At 29.5% G+C, this 17479-nt stretch carries 23 protein-coding genes; all 23 read right to left on the bottom strand.

Annotated elements, in window-relative coordinates; genetic code table 11:
* Positions 1 to 2: 2 nt before the first annotated feature.
* On the bottom strand, positions 3 to 971 hold the full coding sequence (locus tag ACRC03_RS04635) for a Kae1-like domain-containing protein (protein WP_438651389.1): 969 nt from the start codon (positions 969 to 971) through the stop codon (positions 3 to 5).
* Positions 961 to 1473 (bottom strand): transcription antitermination factor NusB, encoded by a 513-nt coding sequence (gene nusB, locus ACRC03_RS04630; RefSeq protein ID WP_438651388.1) that lies wholly within the window; start codon positions 1471 to 1473, stop codon positions 961 to 963. The genes ACRC03_RS04635 and nusB overlap by 11 nt, the downstream gene beginning before the upstream one ends.
* Positions 1474 to 1550: 77 nt before the next feature.
* Positions 1551 to 1913: an Asp23/Gls24 family envelope stress response protein gene (locus ACRC03_RS04625; RefSeq protein ID WP_438651387.1), complete on the bottom strand. Its 363-nt coding sequence runs from the start codon at positions 1911 to 1913 to the stop codon at positions 1551 to 1553.
* Between the two features lie 179 nt (positions 1914 to 2092).
* Positions 2093 to 2746 carry a SpoIIIAH-like family protein gene (locus ACRC03_RS04620; protein WP_438651386.1) on the bottom strand — a complete coding sequence of 218 codons (654 nt, stop codon included), beginning with the start codon at positions 2744 to 2746 and terminating at the stop codon, positions 2093 to 2095.
* A 24-nt stretch (positions 2747 to 2770) separates the two neighbouring features.
* Complete coding sequence (locus ACRC03_RS04615) at positions 2771 to 3325, bottom strand: stage III sporulation protein AG (protein WP_438651385.1); 555 nt, start codon at positions 3323 to 3325, stop codon at positions 2771 to 2773.
* 14 nt (positions 3326 to 3339) lie between these two features.
* Positions 3340 to 3921: a stage III sporulation protein AF gene (locus ACRC03_RS04610; RefSeq protein ID WP_438651384.1), complete on the bottom strand. Its 582-nt coding sequence runs from the start codon at positions 3919 to 3921 to the stop codon at positions 3340 to 3342.
* A 16-nt stretch (positions 3922 to 3937) separates the two neighbouring features.
* Entirely contained in the window at positions 3938 to 5119 is a 1182-nt protein-coding gene (gene spoIIIAE / locus ACRC03_RS04605) for a stage III sporulation protein AE (protein WP_438651383.1), read from the bottom strand.
* Positions 5120 to 5133: 14 nt separating this feature from the next.
* The gene (spoIIIAD, locus tag ACRC03_RS04600; protein WP_438651401.1) at positions 5134 to 5511 is read right to left on the bottom strand and encodes a stage III sporulation protein AD; all 378 of its coding nucleotides are present in this window, start codon (positions 5509 to 5511) and stop codon (positions 5134 to 5136) included.
* Positions 5512 to 5535: 24 nt separating this feature from the next.
* The gene (gene spoIIIAC, locus ACRC03_RS04595) at positions 5536 to 5733 is read right to left on the bottom strand and encodes a stage III sporulation protein AC (protein WP_438651382.1); all 198 of its coding nucleotides are present in this window, start codon (positions 5731 to 5733) and stop codon (positions 5536 to 5538) included.
* Between the two features lie 10 nt (positions 5734 to 5743).
* Complete coding sequence (locus tag ACRC03_RS04590; protein ID WP_438651381.1) at positions 5744 to 6265, bottom strand: stage III sporulation protein AB; 522 nt, start codon at positions 6263 to 6265, stop codon at positions 5744 to 5746.
* Entirely contained in the window at positions 6255 to 7229 is a 975-nt protein-coding gene (gene spoIIIAA / locus ACRC03_RS04585; protein ID WP_438651380.1) for a stage III sporulation protein AA, read from the bottom strand. The genes ACRC03_RS04590 and spoIIIAA overlap by 11 nt, the downstream gene beginning before the upstream one ends.
* 509 nt (positions 7230 to 7738) lie before the next feature.
* Entirely contained in the window at positions 7739 to 8242 is a 504-nt protein-coding gene (locus tag ACRC03_RS04580; RefSeq protein WP_438651379.1) for a PTS sugar transporter subunit IIA, read from the bottom strand.
* A gap of 145 nt (positions 8243 to 8387) precedes the next feature.
* Entirely contained in the window at positions 8388 to 9623 is a 1236-nt protein-coding gene (gene fabF / locus ACRC03_RS04575; protein ID WP_438651378.1) for a beta-ketoacyl-ACP synthase II, read from the bottom strand.
* Positions 9624 to 9636: 13 nt separating this feature from the next.
* Complete coding sequence (acpP, locus tag ACRC03_RS04570; protein ID WP_438651376.1) at positions 9637 to 9861, bottom strand: acyl carrier protein; 225 nt, start codon at positions 9859 to 9861, stop codon at positions 9637 to 9639.
* A gap of 91 nt (positions 9862 to 9952) precedes the next feature.
* Complete coding sequence (fabG, locus tag ACRC03_RS04565) at positions 9953 to 10702, bottom strand: 3-oxoacyl-[acyl-carrier-protein] reductase (protein ID WP_438651375.1); 750 nt, start codon at positions 10700 to 10702, stop codon at positions 9953 to 9955.
* A complete protein-coding gene (gene fabD, locus ACRC03_RS04560) occupies positions 10696 to 11652 on the bottom strand; it encodes an ACP S-malonyltransferase (RefSeq protein ID WP_438651374.1) in 957 nt (318 codons plus the stop codon). Before fabD ends, fabG begins: the two co-directional genes overlap by 7 nt.
* 14 nt (positions 11653 to 11666) lie before the next feature.
* Complete coding sequence (gene fabK, locus ACRC03_RS04555; protein WP_438651373.1) at positions 11667 to 12596, bottom strand: enoyl-[acyl-carrier-protein] reductase FabK; 930 nt, start codon at positions 12594 to 12596, stop codon at positions 11667 to 11669.
* Positions 12589 to 13593 (bottom strand): beta-ketoacyl-ACP synthase III, encoded by a 1005-nt coding sequence (locus tag ACRC03_RS04550; protein ID WP_438651372.1) that lies wholly within the window; start codon positions 13591 to 13593, stop codon positions 12589 to 12591. Before ACRC03_RS04550 ends, fabK begins: the two co-directional genes overlap by 8 nt.
* A gap of 24 nt (positions 13594 to 13617) precedes the next feature.
* On the bottom strand, positions 13618 to 14637 hold the full coding sequence (plsX, locus tag ACRC03_RS04545; protein WP_438651371.1) for a phosphate acyltransferase PlsX: 1020 nt from the start codon (positions 14635 to 14637) through the stop codon (positions 13618 to 13620).
* 11 nt (positions 14638 to 14648) lie between these two features.
* Positions 14649 to 15206 carry a transcription factor FapR gene (gene fapR, locus ACRC03_RS04540; RefSeq protein WP_438651370.1) on the bottom strand — a complete coding sequence of 186 codons (558 nt, stop codon included), beginning with the start codon at positions 15204 to 15206 and terminating at the stop codon, positions 14649 to 14651.
* 150 nt (positions 15207 to 15356) lie between these two features.
* Complete coding sequence (gene rpmF / locus ACRC03_RS04535; protein ID WP_438651369.1) at positions 15357 to 15533, bottom strand: 50S ribosomal protein L32; 177 nt, start codon at positions 15531 to 15533, stop codon at positions 15357 to 15359.
* A gap of 13 nt (positions 15534 to 15546) precedes the next feature.
* Entirely contained in the window at positions 15547 to 16074 is a 528-nt protein-coding gene (locus ACRC03_RS04530) for a YceD family protein (RefSeq protein ID WP_438651368.1), read from the bottom strand.
* A gap of 178 nt (positions 16075 to 16252) precedes the next feature.
* Complete coding sequence (locus ACRC03_RS04525; RefSeq protein WP_438651367.1) at positions 16253 to 17449, bottom strand: acetate/propionate family kinase; 1197 nt, start codon at positions 17447 to 17449, stop codon at positions 16253 to 16255.
* Positions 17450 to 17479: the final 30 nt, after the last annotated feature.

Genomic DNA, 17479 nt, shown 5'->3' with positions numbered 1-17479 from the left:
ACTTATTCTCCTAAAAATTTATTCACTCCTATTATAGCACAACCAACTGCATTATCTGTTGAATATTCAGGTCTTGTAAAGTATCCTTTTATTTTATTTTTGCTTAGTTTTAAGGTTAGTTCTCTAGATATATACTTACTTGCAGATACTCCACCTGCAAATACTACCTCATCTACTTCATAATTCCTACTAATATGTACTATTGATTTGTACATACACCTAACTATAGAATCTAAAATCAACTTAGCTATATATTCTTTGCTTTCTTCTTCTATTAATTTATTTACTTGATTTTCTAATCCAGATAAGTTCATATATCCATCTGTTACAGAAGTTTTTAAACCCTGCCTTATAGCTTTTTTACATGTTATAGCCTCTGCATCTATGTATTTACCCGCTGGAAATTTATATCCTAATTTAACACCAGCTCTATCTATTACTTGTCCAAAACTTATATCTTTGCTCCCACCTACAATTTGAATTTTATAATTGGAATTTAATTCTTCTTTATTTTTTTCAACTAATAGTATTTCTGTGGTGCCTCCAGACATGTGTACAGATAAAAATTTATTTTTATTTTTTATATCATTAGTAAATAAACTTGCTTCAATATGATTTTCTTGATGAGTAGTTTCATAAATTGGGCATTGTATCATACTTGCACATAGTTTACCAAAATTATAACCTACATTGAATACAGGCATGTATGAACCGTCTACTGGTCTAGGCTTTGTTGAGACACAAATCCCCCTTACTCTATATTCTTTAGTTAGTTCATTAATTTGATTACTTATTTGACCTAAGTTATTAACATGTTGAAAAACTCCTTCACTTTGCCTTAGGCCTTTTGAGTTTTCTTTTACTTCCAACATTACTTTTTTGTTGAGAATTACTTTTTTACCTAAAGATATAGCTGCTATAGAAGTTGTATAGCAGCTAGTATCTATTCCGATTATTATATTATTTTCCATCAACTTCGTTGACAATACTTCCTAATATTCCATTTATAAATTTAGGAGCCTTATCGTCACAGTATATTTTTGCAATTTCTACAGCTTCATTTATAGAAACTTTATTCGGTATTCCCTCAACAAAAAGTAATTCACATATAGATAATCTTAATATAGACACATCTACTTTTGGCATTCTTCCTATAGACCAGTTTTTGGCATATTTATTTATTAATTCATTTATCTCAGTATGATTTTCTTTTAATGCATTACATATCTCGACCATGTAGTTCCTATCTATAACATCTTCTAATTCTAAGTTTCCTAATTTTATTTCAGGGTTATTAGAATATTGTAGTCTAAGTTCTTCATATCTATTAACTATGTATTCAAAGTTATTTTTTAAGAATTCATCTAATATACCTTCTAAATCTTGTACATCATTTTTGTTTACATCCGCTTGATACATTAATTTCATCATGTATTCTCTACTTGTTACTTTTTTTGCTTTATCGTTCATCATTGGTTGTAATCCTCCTTCAATTCTATTATGCACACATTAAGCAAGAAAAAACCCTCTGATTTTTCAGAGGGTACTTATTAACTTTTTTTGTTTTGCTTAGCTTCTTCTTTTTCAGCTTTTTCTTTTTTAAAGCTGATTCCTTGAGCATGTATATTTACTTGAGAAACTTTTAATCCTGTCATTGTTTCAACAGTATTTTTTACATTTTCCTGAATTTTAAAAGCTACATCTGGTATTGATACACCGTACTCTATCATAACCATTACATCTAAGTTAACTTCTTCTTCCTCTATTTGTATTTTAACGCCGTTATTCTTAAGTATTTTATCTGTAAATGTTGTATTTGTCTCTACACCTTCGATTTCTAAGGCTGCAAGACCTGCTATAGTAGCAATTACATCATTAGATATTTTAACTTGTCCAAAATTGTTATTTTCCATGATAAAGACTACCCCCTTATTTTAAGGAACTATTTTTATACATCTAATAATATCAAATACACAACCACTTTGCAAGAAAATAACCTCAGTTATTTCTGAGGTATCTATATTCAAGCAATTATTATATTAAAATTATGTTCATTTTCTATATTTTTAATCCATAATATACAATTATGTTTTTATTTTTGATTATTATTCATTAACTTTATATTTTCATATTTAATATTAGCTTGTTCTGCAACTAAGTCAAATATTTTCGCTGCATCTGCTTTTTCTAGTTTAGATTCATTTACTACTACATTAACATTATTATTACTTATGTACACAAGTGCATCTTCAAATCCTTTAGCACTTAATAAGTTTTCTATTTTAAGTTCTGTTTCCTGATCTTTTACTAGTTGTAATTTCATAGATGAAGCTTCTTTTCTAGCTTCATCTGCTGTAGATGGATTATTTATCATCTCATTTAAATCTTGAGTTAATTCATTTCTTTCTTTTTCTCTATTCATTTTCATGTCTAGTACATAAGTAGATTTATTCATATTTTTTTGTGATATTAGCTGAGTTTTAATTTCTTTACTAGTTTCAGTTACCTTTTCATTTACTTTTGTAGTTTTGCTATCTACTATTTGCAAATTTGGTTTTTCTTTGTCTTTATTTGCTTGTTTTTCATCTGTATTCTTTTCTATTTGTGCTTGTTCATATGCTTTAAATTCTTTAGATGTTTCTAATAAAGATTTTTTACTTAATTGATAATTTACTGTTCCTACTACAACTAACATTGTAGCTAATGTTAATACTACAAATCCTCTTCCCTTATAATTAAATTTCATTTTTATCCCCCCAAGTTATTCATTTTATTTTATGTATATCTCTACTTGATGTCCTGATATTTGTAATGCTACTTGTACCGCATTATAAAGATTTTCTTTAACTGTTGGGTCACTTGCTCCACTTGCTACTACTAATACGCCTTTTATTTTAGGCTCATTTGTTTTTATTACAATTGGGCCATTTGAGCTAGATGTAATCATTGTCTTATTTTCACTAGATGTTGTAACGGTTCTTTCCCCGCCTTGTTTGTCTTTTTCCTGTGTTTTTTCTGTAGTTGAATTTGAATTATAGGCTGGTTGTATTTCTTCACTTGATTCAAATGTAATCATTACATCTAAATCTCCTACTCCTTTAATTTGAGCTAAAATTTTCTTTAATTTATTTTCTAAATCCTGCTTTCCAACTTCTTGTGATGCTTCGGTATCACTATTAGTTTGTTTGGCATTATCTTCTTTTTTGCTTATTTCTTTTCCACCTGGAAGTCCTGATATTACTATAAGTGCAATCGCACATACTACTGCTAAAGATAGTAATGAGTATATTTTTTTCTTATCTTTTTCATTTAAGTTTTTAAACATCTTCTCATCCCCTATTAATCAATTTGTATAGTCTCAATTGATACGTCTAGTATTTTTACTAATTCTTCTTTAATCTTATCTTCTTTTAAATCTAATTCTTGGTTAGCATTTTTTTCTTTATCTTTATCCCTAAAAACTTGTTGTGACTTTTCATTTTTATTATATTGTATGTCCTCATTTAAATCTTTATTACTATTATTTTCTTTTAATTTTATATTTTCAATTTTTGAACCATCAAATTGTATATCTTCTAATTCATATCCATAGTCTTGTAGCTTTAATTTTAAAACTTCTTTTAAACCATCTTCATAGCCTTTAGATAAGTTGCTATTGCCAGTTTTACTTGCTAGATTATTTACACTATTTACGTACTCTTTATTATATTCTCCCATATATTTCAAAAGTCTATCTTCTAAGCTCATATCTTTAGAAAAAAATCCTATTATAGGAGTTAATACTATAAATACAAAGATAAAATTTAAGACTACATTTATATAAGGTTTTATCTTTGATTCAGGTAATAACATATCTACTATGTTTACTATAAATGCACCTATTAATATTGTTACAATCCACATTTTTATATCATTTAACATATAGCACCCCTCCCTATCATTGACCTACCACACTTATTGATGTGAGTATAGCTATTGTTACGAAAAACATTATCATTACTGCAATTATGCATGCCAGCATTACTATCATTAGATTTGCAACTTCATTTAAAAAGCTTGATATATTTTCTTCTCCTATTGGTTCTACAACTATAGCTGAAACTTTATATACAAGTATTATTGATAAAATTTTTATAATAGGAACCAAGCAAATTGCTACTAATAAAATTAAACCTATACCTCCAAATACACCTTTTATAAGTTGAGATGATGATAATAATATGTTAATCGAATCTGATACAAAACCTCCCACAACAGGTATAAAGTTACCTAAGGCAAACTTAGCAGTTTTTATAGTGAAGTTATCAATATTAGTAACATACAACCCCTGTATTGACACTAATCCTAAATAAATTGTAAACATTGCAGCTATGCAAACTAGATTTAATTGTTTTATAAATGATGATAACTTTTTTAATTTTATATTTTTTGATAAATTATTCACCACTAATATAGCAAAAGCAACTGCAATGGATACAAATAAAAATTGCTTAAATATTAAGTTGATAAAAGTTACTCCACCTATAAATATAGGATTTAATACGGTTGAAGTAATTGGAAATCCTACTAGTACTAATAAGGTTATCATTATAGGCATTATAACTTGCATAAGCCCAACTATAGAATCTATAGTTGTATTACAAATCGATAATGCATCCTTAAACCCTATTAAAGTTACAGATACCATGGTTATAAATATAATGTAGGTTGTGATTTGACTAATTACTCCTGATGAAAAAGAATTGTCTAAACTTTTTAATATTGATGATAATAACGCTAATACTAATATTATTGCTGCAACTTTAAAGCTTGATTTTAATTCATTAAATACCAGTAATTTAATACTTTCTTTATCAAAAATATCTAACAAATTTTTTTTACCACTAATAACATCTTTTATAAATGTTTTTAAGTCTACATTTTCTAGTGCTCCCGATTGTGTTATGTAATTCTCTACTTCTCCTAAATTTATTTTTTCTAACTGTCCATCAATATAATTATTTATATTATTTTTTGTTTCGCTATAGTCTTTTGTATTGTTTTCATCCCCAAAACATACTACAAAAGATCCTGCTACTAAAATAAAAGTTAGTAACATTCCTACAAATATTTTTTTCATCCGTAATCATTCTCCTATGGGATAATATTTAATATCATTTCCACAATAGATAAAAGTATAGGGAAAGACATTGTCATAACTATTATTTTCCCCCCAAATTCTAGCTTTGTAGCTATATTACCTTCACCACAATCTTTGCAAAGCTGTATTGCAAATTCCATAAGATAAGCTATTCCAATTAATTTTATTATTAATGATATGTACATAGTAGGTATATTGGCTTTATCTGCTAGGTTTTGTATACTTTCTATTATAAAATTCAGCTTAAATATTACCGACAAAAATATTGATATTCCTGTAAGTATTGCTATAAACATAGCTATTTCTGGTCTATCTTTTTTTATTACTAAACAAAGTACTGTTGATATAATTGCAATACCTACTAATTGCATTACTTCCAAGACATCTCCCCCTCTTTAGTAAAGTTGAAACATTGTTCTTACCGTATTAAATAAATCTCCCATTTCAGTCAACACCATTCCTAGAACTATTATTACACCTGCTAATGTAGTCAAACTTGCCCAATCTTTTCTATCTGTTTTTTCTAAAAGCATGTTTAATATTGATATTAATATTCCTACTCCTGCAACTTTTATTATTAATGATATATCCATACTCATCCTCCTAAATTAAAATTATTCCTACTATCAAACCTACAATAGTAGATAATCTTTTATAAACCATACCCTTTTTATTTATGTCCTCTTGAGTTTCATTAGTTAGTTTTTTAAGATTTTCAATAGATAAATCTATCATTCTTTCTTGAGATTCTATATCACTTTTACCTAAGGTAAGTATAAGTTTTCTTAGCTCATCAACCTCCTTATTTTGTAAATAAGTTTCTTTAGTTAATATACTCATACTGTCATTTAATATTTCATCTAGTACTTTATTTTGATTATTATGTAACTCATACTCTAATTTTTTAAAAAATACAGAAGTACAATATTCAGTTCTATCTCCTATCCTTTTAAAAATTTCTTCTAAAGTATATAGTCCAAAGGACAAATCCATTCTTATTATCTCTAATATTCTTATGAGTTCATGGACTTGTTTATGCCTTTTTGTGTATGCTTTATAAATATATTCACCAATCATATAACTACAAGCTACTAAAACACCTATAATAAATATTTTAATTTGCAAAATACCATCTCTTTTCTTCTAAATCATAGATTTTTTCTATTGTTCCTGGACCTTTCTTAGCTGATAGTATTATTACTTTTTTAAATAATTCTTTATCTAACAGCATGTTTAATTCTTTTCTATTTTTTATATCCTCTATGGAATCTCCATGTACTGTTGTAATTAAATTTACACCTCCATTTAAAGCGGTATATAAAGCTTTTATTTCATCTATGTTTCCAATCTCATCTGTTACTATAATATTGGGAGACATAGACCTTAAAAGCATAATTATTCCTAAATCTTTTGGACATGTTTCTATTATATCTGTTCTAATACCTACATCCATTTGAGGCGTTCCTAAATAAGAACCTGAAATTTCATTACGTTCATCTATTAATGCTACCTTTATGCCTTCAAAGCCATATTTTTCATTTCCATTACTAAGATTTCTAACTATATCTCTTACTAAGGTAGTTTTTCCACATTGAGGCGGAGAAATTATAAGCGTGTTATTTACCTTATTATTTAAGCCTACTATATGAGATATTATTTTATCTGAACAGCCTATTATTTCTCTAGATACTCTTATATTTAAAGAGGATATATGCTTTATATTTTTGACTTGCCCATCTTCTATTATCACCTTACCTACTAGTCCCACTCTATGCCCTCCTTGAAGGGTTATAAACCCTTTTTTGATATCATCCATAAATGAGTGAATTGAGTATTTACATATAATCTGAAAAGTTTGTTCTATATCTTCCTTGGTAACAATATAAGAATTATTAATTTTTGTGTCTAACTTATTTGAATTGATATTATAAAAGTAGTCTTTATTGTTAGCATTTAAAATTAATGGTTTTTGATTTCTAAGTCTTATTTCTTCTATATTTATATTTCTATTATCTTGTGCAATATTTTTAATTTTTTCTTTTATATTGGCGGAAAGTGCGTTTACTACTTCACTACAAAGTTTACTCATACCTTGTCCTCCTCTCTTGTTTATATAAGTCTATTTATATAACTAAAAAAATATTACAAATAATTGATATAATTTCATTATTTATAAAGTTAGTATAATTTTATAAAGCGTAAAAAATAAAGATCCCTTTATATAAAGAGATCTTTATTTGCAAGATTATTTATTCGAAATTCTAGCTTAAGATTTTAAAATTATTTTTTATTCATTTACTCTATTCCATAATCTGGTGTATAGTCGTATTCTAATTCGTTTTCATAATCGAAATATACTATTTCTAACGTTTCTTGCATATCTGTATCCCTCCATAAACTTTTTTATAATAATTATTATTTTATAATATTAATTTTTGCAAGTTTTTTTTAAATCGATTCATATATAATATATATATGCAAGTTTTTTTTTAAAGTTTACATTTTGTTTGAATTTTAAACTTTATTTTTTTCATTTTTCACTTGATTGATAAAAATAAAAAAAGCCCAATAAACGAATTTCATTTATCGAGCTTTTTTTTATTTACTTATGCTTATTCTATTTACTTCTTTTGCATTAACTTTTCCAGTTACTACTTCTACACGTTCATCATCTTTTAAGTTAGTGAATATAACAGGGCTGATATCTGTCTTTGCATTCTTTTGTATAAAGTCAACGTCCATTTTTATTAATTTATCTCCTGCTTTAACTTTATCTCCAGCCTTTACAAATACTTCAAATCCTTCACCTTTTAAATTAACCGTATCTACACCTAAGTGGATTAATATTTCTACTCCATCATTGCTCTTTAATCCTACTGCATGCTTAGTTTCAAATACCATTTCTATAGTACCATCTATAGGAGAAACTATCATTCCATCTGTAGATTTCATAGCAAATCCATCTCCCATCATTTTTTGAGAAAATACTTCATCTGGAACAGATGATAGTTCTAATAATTCTCCATTTGTTGGTGATACTATTGCATCAGCTTCTACAGCTACTTCTTTTTTATTTGTTTTTAAGAAATCGAACATACCCATGGTTTAAATTCTCCTTTTGTATTTTAAATTTTTTTTATAAATTAGATTTTATAATATTTATACTTTTATGTCTATAGTATTAGCAAATAATAACACAAAAAAACATAAAAAGTCATACTAAATTATTTTTAGTATGACTCTTATTCTAATATTTTTTTAATACTATACTAGCATTATGCCCACCAAACCCTAAAGAGTTTGACATTGCATATCTAACGTTCTTAGATTTCCCCTTATCAAGAACATAATCTAAATCCAATTCTTCATCTAGGGTTTCAACATTTATTGTTGGAGGTATAAAACCTTCTTCTATACTCATAGTACAAATAATCGCTTCAATAGCTCCTGCTGCACCTAATAAATGCCCTGTCATAGATTTTGTAGATGAAACACATAGCTTATATGCTTTGTCTTCAAATAAATTCTTTATAGCTAATGTTTCTAATCTATCATTGTATGGTGTAGATGTTCCATGAGCATTTATATAATCAACTTCATCTAACGGAACTTCTCCATCTTGAAGTGCCATTTCCATAGCTCTACGTGCTCCTTCACCATCTTCTGCAGGAGTAGTCATATGATAGGCATCTGCAGTCAATCCATATCCTACTATCTCTGCATATATTTTTGCACTTCTACTTAATGCATGTTCTAAATCTTCTAATATAAGTATTCCTGCTCCTTCTCCCATTACAAAACCATCTCTGTCCTTGTCAAATGGTCTTGATGCTGTTTTAGGATTATCATTTCTAGTAGTCATTGCTTTCATATTACAAAATCCAGAAAAAGCAAGTGCTGTTATAGGAGCTTCACTCCCTCCAGCTACCATTATACTTGCATCTCCTCTTTGTATAATCTTAAAAGCATCTCCTATCGAATGTGTTCCTGATGCACAGGCTGTACATACATTAGTATTTGGTCCTTTAGCACCTAAAGATATCGAAACTTGACCTGCAGCCATATTTCCTATCATCATAGGAACAAAGAACGGACTTACTCTTTTATTTCCTTTATCTAAAAGTATCTTATGTTGTTCCTCTATTGTTTCTACTCCACCTATACCAGTACCTATAATAACTCCCATACTTTCTTTATTAATAGTATCTAAGTCTAGTTTTGCATCTTCTACTGCCATTTTTGCAGAAGCTATTGCATACTGAGTAAATCTATCTAATCTTTTTAATTCTTTTTTATTTATATATTCTTCACCATTAAAGTTTTTAACTTCAGCTGCTACCTGTGTTTGAAAAGTACTAGTATCAAATCTAGTTACTTTATCTATTCCACAAAATCCAGATTTTATATTACTCCAAAATTCTTCTTTCCCATTTCCTACTGGCGTAACACACCCAAGACCAGTTATTACAACTCTTCTTTTCATAGAGAATCCTCCACTATTTATTTGCTTCTACATATTTAACTATGTCTCCGATTGACTTAAATTTTTCTGCTTCAGCATCTGGTATTTCTACATTAAACTCATCTTCTAAAGCCATTATTATTTCTACTGCATCTAGTGAATCTGCTTCTAAATCTTTCATTAAAGACGTTTCCATTGTTATAACTTTATCATCAACACTTAATTGCTCTCTTATTATTTCTACTACTCTTTCAAACATTTGTATTTCCTCCTAAAATTTAATTATTATTTATTTTATATTCAAAATATTCAGATTCTAATAGGTACACATTCCCCTTTTATTTTCTGAATTATTGCATTACCATACCACCATCAACATTTATAACCTGACCTGTAACATAACTAGACATATCACTAGCTAAAAATGCTACTACATTAGCTACATCTTCCGGTTTACCAAAAGTGTTTTGAGGAATATTAATTAACATACTTTGTTTTATTTCATCACTTAATATTTTAGTCATATCTGTCTCTATAAATCCAGGAGCTACTGCATTTATATTTATATTTCTTGATGCTAACTCTCTCGCAGTTGATTTAGTAAACCCTATAACACCTGCTTTAGATGCACAGTAATTAGCTTGACCTGCATTTCCTATCACACCTACTACTGAAGCTATATTTATTATCTTTCCATACTTTTGTTTCATCATAGGCTTAGTAACAGCTTTAGTACAGTTAAATGTGCCTTTTAAGTTTATTTCTATTACCTTATCAAAGTCTTCTTCTTTCATTCTCATTAATAATCCATCTCTAGTTATACCTGCATTATTTACTAATATATCTATTTTTTTGAACTCTGTTAATGCAAAATTTATCATATTCTTAACTTCTTCAGCATTAGAAACATCACACTTTACACTTATACACTTTACACCTAAAGCTTCTATTTCAGATTTAGTTTGTAAAGCTTCTTCTTCTTTTGAAGTATAGTTTATAACTAAATTAACTCCTAGTTTAGCTAATTTTTTAGCAACTTCCTTTCCTATACCTCTAGATCCACCTGTAACTATAGCTACTTTATCCTTTAAATTTAACATCCTAGACCTCCATTCTTATAAGTTTGAATAAATTCTTCCAATGAAGTTAAGTCATCTATATTGTAAATATTTATGTCAATCCCTTTATTTGAGGCAATCTTTTTTATGAATGCTTTTAAAGTTTTTCCTGGTCCTATTTCTATAAAACTTTTGTAGCCTTCATCTAATAAGTTTTCTATAGAGTCTTCCCAAAGAACTGATGAACTAACTTGACTTACAAGCAAGTCTTTGTATTCATCTTCATAGTACTTTGCACTGACATTTGATACTAATGGCACTTTCGGTTTACTAAGTTTAATTTTATCTAATTCTTTAGATAATTTAATACCAGCTTCATTTAACATTGATGAGTGAAATGGACCACTTACATTTAGCTTTATAGCTTTTTTCGCACCACTATCTTTTAACTTTAGCATAGCTTCATCAATCTTTTTACTTTCTCCTGATATAACTATCTGTCCTGGAGAATTATAATTTGCAACTTCTATAATACCATCATTGATATTTTCTATAACTTCTTTTAACTTATCTCTGTCTAGACCTAAAATAGCAGCCATAGAACCTTTCCCCACAGGCACAGCTTCTTGCATGAATCGCCCTCTTCTTTTAACTAAAGATACCGCATCTTCAAAATTTATTCCCTCTGCAGCCACTAATGCACTATATTCTCCTAATGATAAACCTAGGCATGCATCATACTTTAAATCTATTTCTTCATTTATAGCTTGCAATAAAGCTATGCTATGTGTAAGTATTGCAGGTTGAGTGTTTTCAGTTTTTGATAATTCTTCAGAGTCACCTTCAAACATTATACTTTTTAAGTCCATATTTAAAACATGGCAAGCACAGTCTATTACTTTTTTAGCGGTATCATTATTTTCATATAAATCCTTAGCCATACCCACATATTGAGCACCTTGACCCGGAAATACTAACGCCACTTTCTCCATAAATCCCTCCTAATTTATAGTTCTATTGTAGGCATAATATGTTTTGCCTCACAGACCATAGTTTCTATAATTTCTTTACAAGGTTTTATATCTTTTATAATTGATGCTATTTGACCTGCCATAAATGACCCTTCATTAACATCTCCATCTACTGTAGCTATTCTTAATGACCCTATTGCTCTTTTGTTAATTTCTTCAGTTGGATAGCCTTCTTTCTCCATATTTAAAACATCTTTAGCTAATTTATTTTTTAAGGTTCTTACAGGATGACCTGTGCTTCTTCCTGTTACTATGGCATCTCTATCTTTAGACTTCAATACCATATTCTTATAATTTTCATGTATATTACACTCTTTACTACATATAAATCTAGTTCCAACTTGAACTCCTTTAGCTCCTAATGCAAAAGCCGCTGCAACTCCTCTTCCATCAGCAATTCCACCTGCACAAATCACAGGTATGCTTACCGAATCTACCACTTGTGGTGTTAAAACCATTGTAGTTAGTTCTCCAATATGCCCTCCTGCTTCTGTTCCTTCTACTATCACTGCATCTGCGCCTAGTTTTTCCATTCTTTGTGCTAAAGCTATACTAGGAACCACAGGAATTATTTTTGTTCCCACTTTTTTCAGTCTATCTATGTATTTTGCTGGGTTTCCAGCTCCTGTAGTTATTACTTCAATTTTTTCTTCTATTATTAACTCCATTATTTCATCTACATAAGGAGATAATAGCATTACATTTACACCAAAAGGTTTATCTGTCAGTTCTCTACATTTGTCTATTTCTTTTTTTATAATCTCCTTAGGTGCATTTCCTCCTGCTATAAGACCTAGTCCTCCCGCATTAGAAACTGCACTTGCTAAATATGCATCAGCTACCCAAGCCATTCCACCTTGAATTATTGGATATTGTATACTTAAAATTTGACAAATTTTATTCATTTTTACCTCCTTGTATGCTCCAGTTTACTACTGAAGATCCCCAAGTCAATCCTCCACCAAAGCCAACTAACACTACATTATCACCTTTTTTTATTTTACCTAATCTATAAGCTTCATCTAAAGCCACTGGTATTGATGCCGCAGACATATTTCCACACTTATCTAAGTTTACATAAACTTTATCCATGTTTAATTTTAGCCTTTTCGCTGATGCTTCTATAATTCTAATATTAGCTTGATGCGGTATTAAGTAGTCTATGTTACAAGTTTTTAAATTTGCCATTTCTAAAGCTTTTAAAGATGCATCTCCCATTATTCTTACAGCAAACTTATATACATCATTTCCTGCCATTTTTATGGTATGTAGCTTATTATCTATTGTGTTTTGACTAGCCGGAAGTTTAGAACCTCCAGCTGGTATATTTAAGAATTCTTTTCCACTGCCATCTGATCCCAAATAAGTAGATAAAATACCTCCAAATTCAACATTCCCAATTACTACTGCTCCAGCACCATCACCAAACAATATAGATGTTGTTCTGTCCGTATAATCTAGTACTCTAGACAAAACTTCAGCTCCTATTACTAATACATTTTGGTATACCTTATTTTCTACAAATTGTTTAGCTACTGTCATAGCGTATATAAATCCAGAGCAGGCTGCTGACATATCAAATGCAGCAGCTTTTGTTGCTCCTATATTATTTTGAACTATACATGCTGTAGATGGAAATACCATATCGCTAGTTGCCGTAGCTACAATTACTAAATCTATATTTTCAGGTTTTAACTTTGCACATTTTATAGCCTTTAAGGCTGCTTTTGTTGCTAAATCAGAAGTAGCCTCATTGTCATTAGCTATTCTTCTTTCACTTATTCCTGTTCTAGTTTTTATCCATTCATCTGAAGTATCCATTGTTTTTTCAAAATATAAATTATCTATTATTTTTTCAGGCAAATAGCTTCCTATTCCTAATATACCAGCTTTATTGTTCATTTTATATAAACCTCCAAAACGAGTTTATTCTTCATCCTTACCTTGTTGTTCTTCTATAGTCTTTATAAACTCTTTTATATCTTCAACAACATTACCTTTTGCAAATTTTATTCCTTGATTTATAGCATTTTTTATAGCTCTTGAATCAGAACTTCCATGGGCTTTTATAACACCTCCGTTAACTCCTAACAGCGGTGCACCTCCATACTCAGCATAATCCATAAAACTCTTTAATTTTTTTAAATCATCCTTTATTAGCATAGCTCCTAATTTACCTTTTGTACTACTTAATAAAGTTTCTTTTATTAGTTTCATAACAGACATAGCTACGCCTTCACAAGATTTAAGTAATATATTTCCCGTAAAACCATCACAAACTATTATGTCTGTATATGCATTTATAACATCTCTTGCTTCAACATTTCCTATAAAGTTTAAGTCAAGCTTTTTTAATTCTTCATATGACTTTTTAACTAAGTCATTTCCTTTACCCTCTTCTATTCCTACATTAGCTAATGCCAATCTAGGGTTTTCCATATCTAAAACTTTTTTAGCATAAATATTGCTCATAGCTGCAAACTCTACAAGGTTTCTAGTTTTACAATCTACATTAGCCCCACCATCAGCAATTAAAGTCATACCTCTTTTTGCATTTGGGATAGTAGGACACAAACAAGGTCTATCTATACCTTTTATTCTTCCTACTACGAATAATCCTCCTGCAAGTAGTGCACCTGTACTCCCTGCACTGATTATTGCATCTGCCTTTCCTTCTTTTACAAGCCTTAGGGCAACAACCATAGATGAATCTTTTTTGCTTCTAATTGCTTTTACTGGTTTATCTTCATTTTTTACAACTTCGGTAGTATGAACTATTTCTAATTTACTTCTATCAAATTCATAGTTAGCAAATTCTTTTTCTAATATTTCTTTATCTCCAGTGATTATTAAATCAACATTATATTCTTTTATGGCGTTTACAACACCTTCTACGTTAGATTTGGGTGCATTATCTCCACCCATACCATCAATTACTATTCTCATAACTTTTTCTCCTATTCTATTTCCTCTAATATAAATTTTCCTCTAAAGATTTGCTCTTGTGCTTTATTATTGACAACAACTTTTACATAATGCTTCTTGTCTACTCTTTTATAGATTTCAGCCTTAGCTATAAGCCTATCTTTTTGTTCAATCAATTTCAAGCACTTTACATTTGCAACTCTCATAATTACCTTTGGTGCATCTATTATAGCCATCGCTAATGAGTCTGCCAAGGAAAATATATATGTATCCTTTAAAGTGTTAGTTTTAGAGTAAAGCATATCCTCTGTAATTTCCAACATAGATATTCCTAATTGCCCTACTGATAAGTCAATTATCTCTCCTGTAATCTCCTTAATCCCTAAAGTTTTAACTTTAGAACTTTCTAATTCTGCTATAGATTTAACCCTCTCCCTTAATTCAGGTATATTCAAACTCATCCTATCTAATCTTATAGTTTGAATACTTACATCAAATAAAGTTGCTAATTCTTCATCTGTATAAAAAGGATCTTCTTGTAGTCTTTCAATAAGTTCTGTTTGTCTTTGGGCTTTACTTTGTTTTTTCATATTACCTCCAAGTTTTTATAGCTAGGATTAGTACCAGCTACTAATAGTAGTATATAATAAGTCTATAACTTTAGCAATACTTTTTTCTTCTTATTCTTCTTATAAACAAAAAAAACATGTAGAGTATACTCTACATGTTTTTAGAAGTTATTATTCAGATACAACTTCTTTACCTTTATAATATCCACAGTCTGGACATAATCTATGTGGTAATTTCGGCTCATGACATTGTGGGCAACTTACAAATCCAGTTGCTACTATTTTTGAGTTAGCTGCTCTTCTCATTTTTGTTTTTGATTTAGATGTTTTACACTTTGGTACTGCCATTTACGCCACCTCCTTAGTCGTTTTTAAATATATCTTTTAATTTAGCAAAACGGGGATCTATAATCTCCTCGTCGTTCGCGGTTTCATTGCAAGAACACTCTTCTTTATTTAAGTTTGCTCCGCATCCTTGACAAAGACCTTCACAATCTTCTTTACAAAGAACTCTTGCTGGAATTTTAAAATCTAATGTTTGCTCTATTATGTCTAACAGATTTAACTCTTGTCCATCATAAATGAAAGCATCATCATCTTCAAAACTGTCTTCATCATAGTTTTCTTTAACTAGAAATCCTTTTATAGAATACTCTATTGGTACTTCTACCTCTACTAAGCATCTTGCACAGTTGTCAAGAATCGTAAAGTTTATATCCACATCAAGGTATAACCCTTTATTCGTGATTGAAACTTTACCATTTGCATTTATAGGTGAAGCTAATTTGTAACTATTCTCACAATAATTAATAGTATCAATTTTTCGAGAAAAATTCAAGTCTAATTTGTCAGTTTCTCCTCTAGTTAATTTATCTAGACTGATTTGCATCAAATTCACCTCAATACATTACCAATTTATTATACAAATTTGGCCGTTGTTTGTCAAGTATTTTTACTTGATAGATATTTTTGCCATTAAAATATTTAATTTTTAAGATTTCTTCATTTATTAGGCAAAATTTAAGGTAGGTTTTACCCTACCTTAAATATATTATATCCACTTATACTTATTTTACTAAAGCTAATGTGTCTCTAGCTATAACTAATTCTTCATTAGTTGGTATTAATAAAGCTTTAACTGTAGAATCTTCTGTAGATATTACTCTTTCTTTTCCTCTTACGTTGTTAGCTTCTTTATCTAATTTAACTCCTAAGAATTCCATATTAGATAATATTTTTTCTCTAGTAGCTATACCATTCTCACCAACACCAGCAGTGAATACTATAGCGTCTACTCCACCCATTTCAGCAGCGTAAGCACCTATGTATTTCTTAACTCTGTTGTCATAAGCTACTAATGCTACTTGAGCTAATTCATTTCCTTCTTTAGCTGCACCTTCTATATCTCTGAAGTCACTTGATATACCAGTCATTCCGTATATCCCTGACTTTTTATTCATCATATCGCTTAATCCTTTAGCATCTAATCCTTCTTTTTCCATTAGGAATGGTAATATAGCAGCATCTATATCTCCACATCTAGTTCCCATTATTAAACCTTCTAATGGTGTGAATCCCATAGATGTATCAACACACTTACCACCATCTATAGCAGCTACAGAAGCCCCATTTCCTAGGTGACAAGTTATTATTTTAAGGTCTTTTATATCTTTTCCTAACATAGCAGCAGCTCTTTGAGATACATACTTGTGAGAAGTACCGTGGAATCCATATCTTCTTACACCATACTTAGTGTATAATTCATGAGGTAATCCATATAAATAAGAAGATTTAGGCATTGTTTGATGGAAAGCAGTATCAAACACTCCTACCATTGGAACTCCTGGAAGTATTTCTTCACAAGCTTCTATTCCCATTATGTTAGCTGGGTTATGAAGTGGTGCTAATTCAATGCAATCTACTAGTGCAGCTTTAACTTCATCAGTTATTTTTACTGATCCTGCAAACTTTTCTCCACCGTGAACAACTCTGTGTCCTACAGCTTCTATTTCAGACATTTCTTTAACTCCACCATAAGTAGCATCAATTAATCCCTCTAATACTAACTTTATAGCATCTTGATGGTTTTTCATTGGTTGTTCAACAACTAATTTACCTTCTACTCCATCTTTTTCTTGCTTTAGGATAGAACCTTCTATACCTATTCTTTCAACTAATCCTATACATAAAACTTCTTCATTTAACATATCTATTAATTGATATTTTAATGAAGAACTACCACAGTTTAATACTAATATTTTCATTAGTATACCTCCTTAAAATTTAACATTAAT

This window comes from Romboutsia sp., assembly GCF_051659545.1.
In the GTDB taxonomy this organism is placed as follows: Bacteria; Bacillota; Clostridia; order Peptostreptococcales; family Peptostreptococcaceae; genus JBOFOR01.
This window is presented reverse-complemented; position numbering and strand designations above follow the sequence as displayed.

What these genes read in the sequence shown, in the direction of transcription:
- ACRC03_RS04620 (WP_438651386.1), bottom strand. Translation starts at nt 2,746, where the DNA reads ATGAAATTTAATTATAAGGGAAGAGGATTTGTAGTATTAACATTAGCT.
- spoIIIAE (WP_438651383.1), bottom strand. Translation starts at nt 5,119, where the DNA reads ATGAAAAAAATATTTGTAGGAATGTTACTAACTTTTATTTTAGTAGCA.
- spoIIIAC (WP_438651382.1), bottom strand. Translation starts at nt 5,733, where the DNA reads ATGGATATATCATTAATAATAAAAGTTGCAGGAGTAGGAATATTAATA.
- nusB (WP_438651388.1), bottom strand. Translation starts at nt 1,473, where the DNA reads ATGATGAACGATAAAGCAAAAAAAGTAACAAGTAGAGAATACATGATG.
- ACRC03_RS04530 (WP_438651368.1), bottom strand. Translation starts at nt 16,074, where the DNA reads ATGCAAATCAGTCTAGATAAATTAACTAGAGGAGAAACTGACAAATTA.
- fabF (WP_438651378.1), bottom strand. Translation starts at nt 9,623, where the DNA reads ATGAAAAGAAGAGTTGTAATAACTGGTCTTGGGTGTGTTACGCCAGTA.
- ACRC03_RS04525 (WP_438651367.1), bottom strand. Translation starts at nt 17,449, where the DNA reads ATGAAAATATTAGTATTAAACTGTGGTAGTTCTTCATTAAAATATCAA.
- fapR (WP_438651370.1), bottom strand. Translation starts at nt 15,206, where the DNA reads ATGAAAAAACAAAGTAAAGCCCAAAGACAAACAGAACTTATTGAAAGA.
- spoIIIAA (WP_438651380.1), bottom strand. Translation starts at nt 7,229, where the DNA reads ATGAGTAAACTTTGTAGTGAAGTAGTAAACGCACTTTCCGCCAATATA.
- ACRC03_RS04580 (WP_438651379.1), bottom strand. Translation starts at nt 8,242, where the DNA reads ATGGGTATGTTCGATTTCTTAAAAACAAATAAAAAAGAAGTAGCTGTA.
- fabG (WP_438651375.1), bottom strand. Translation starts at nt 10,702, where the DNA reads ATGTTAAATTTAAAGGATAAAGTAGCTATAGTTACAGGTGGATCTAGA.
- acpP (WP_438651376.1), bottom strand. Translation starts at nt 9,861, where the DNA reads ATGTTTGAAAGAGTAGTAGAAATAATAAGAGAGCAATTAAGTGTTGAT.
- ACRC03_RS04635 (WP_438651389.1), bottom strand. Translation starts at nt 971, where the DNA reads ATGGAAAATAATATAATAATCGGAATAGATACTAGCTGCTATACAACT.
- ACRC03_RS04625 (WP_438651387.1), bottom strand. Translation starts at nt 1,913, where the DNA reads ATGGAAAATAACAATTTTGGACAAGTTAAAATATCTAATGATGTAATT.
- ACRC03_RS04550 (WP_438651372.1), bottom strand. Translation starts at nt 13,593, where the DNA reads ATGAACAATAAAGCTGGTATATTAGGAATAGGAAGCTATTTGCCTGAA.
- ACRC03_RS04615 (WP_438651385.1), bottom strand. Translation starts at nt 3,325, where the DNA reads ATGTTTAAAAACTTAAATGAAAAAGATAAGAAAAAAATATACTCATTA.
- plsX (WP_438651371.1), bottom strand. Translation starts at nt 14,637, where the DNA reads ATGAGAATAGTAATTGATGGTATGGGTGGAGATAATGCACCCAAATCT.
- fabK (WP_438651373.1), bottom strand. Translation starts at nt 12,596, where the DNA reads ATGAATAAAATTTGTCAAATTTTAAGTATACAATATCCAATAATTCAA.
- fabD (WP_438651374.1), bottom strand. Translation starts at nt 11,652, where the DNA reads ATGGAGAAAGTGGCGTTAGTATTTCCGGGTCAAGGTGCTCAATATGTG.
- spoIIIAD (WP_438651401.1), bottom strand. Translation starts at nt 5,511, where the DNA reads ATGCAATTAGTAGGTATTGCAATTATATCAACAGTACTTTGTTTAGTA.
- ACRC03_RS04610 (WP_438651384.1), bottom strand. Translation starts at nt 3,921, where the DNA reads ATGTTAAATGATATAAAAATGTGGATTGTAACAATATTAATAGGTGCA.
- rpmF (WP_438651369.1), bottom strand. Translation starts at nt 15,533, where the DNA reads ATGGCAGTACCAAAGTGTAAAACATCTAAATCAAAAACAAAAATGAGA.